General features: G+C 63.4%; 1 pseudogene. It reads left to right on the forward strand.

From position 1 onward, the window contains the following. Positions 1–104 precede the first annotated feature (104 nt). Positions 105–229, forward strand: a pseudogene (locus ACH4YL_RS40800) (IS5/IS1182 family transposase); the annotation flags it as partial. Positions 230–1,162: the final 933 nt, after the last annotated feature.

A 1,162-nucleotide genomic window follows, 5' to 3' on the forward strand; every position in this document is an offset into this window, starting at 1 on the left:
GTTGGAGAGTTGAGCCCCGACACCTCTCTCAACAGCCCAGGGGACTTCGCCCGCTTCACCCCTGCCCCGAGTCACCCAACCGGTGGGCAGCCCCAAAACCCTTCATATCCTGGCTCGTCGGATACTGCAGGCTCAGCCCCTGTTACGAACGTCATCCCCGCGCAATTACCTGGCCTTCCTCGGTCCCGCCGCGGCCCTGTGCTGCTACCAGCGCCTCGTCCGCCTCACACATAGGACGCGGTCTCAGTTGATGTACTTGGTGCAGGAGGCTGCGGCAGCCTGCGCATTCGACGGCCAGCGGCAACAGCCCTCAAAACACCGTGTTCACACGCTCGTTGACGTCCCTTGTCTGATGGCACCGGCATCGACGCCACTCAATGCCGCCACCGAATGCGAGACAGGGCCGAAAACCGTACAGACCCGACTGTGTCAGGTCGCGAGAGGCGCCCAGGTGCTGCGCGGGGTGGCACCGCGGGATTTAAGGTCGTTGAGGGTACTCGCGGGCAGTTCGGAGTGTAAGGGCGAGCAGAAACAACGAAATTGATGCCACGTGGGTCTACGGTGGGTGGGATCGCGTGGGCGACAACAGCGTGGGGTGGGAATGTCTCCATCTGACGGAGGGGGAGTGCACAGGTTATGAGGCGGAGAGGGACGGGGAGTTCGAACGGGACCTGCGCCAAGGAGGCAAACCGTCACCGACGGGCGTCACGTGCACGCATCCCCCTAACGGAAACCGATGAAATGCCTCTGGCCGCTCCCCTTTTTACGACGAGACCGAGTCGGCGTCGCGAATGACCGTGGTATCCGCTGCGATGACCGACCGTGCCGAACCGGCACTGACCCGGCGCGGATCCAGGCCGCACTGCGGGGAACAGACGTGATCAAGCATGATGTGCAGGCCATGCCCCATGAGTGGGCAGGTGGCGTGCCTGCAGGTCGGGGCTGGCCTGGGGAGGGTCACTCCAGTACCGGGGAAGCGGACAGTTGACGGACAGGCAGGACGAAGCTTCGGCTTTAGCGGTCAGGACTGTTGCGGTGGTGGTCCCTGCTGCGGTGGCTGATATGACAGCGAACGTGACGAGTATTCAGGGGCATCAGGGTGATGTCTTGGATGCTATCGGGCAGGAGGCGCGTAGAACCGGCTCCGGGGGAAGGCATTGAG

This window comes from Streptomyces sp. NPDC020681, from assembly GCF_044334895.1.
In the GTDB taxonomy this organism is placed as follows: domain Bacteria; phylum Actinomycetota; class Actinomycetes; order Streptomycetales; family Streptomycetaceae; genus Streptomyces.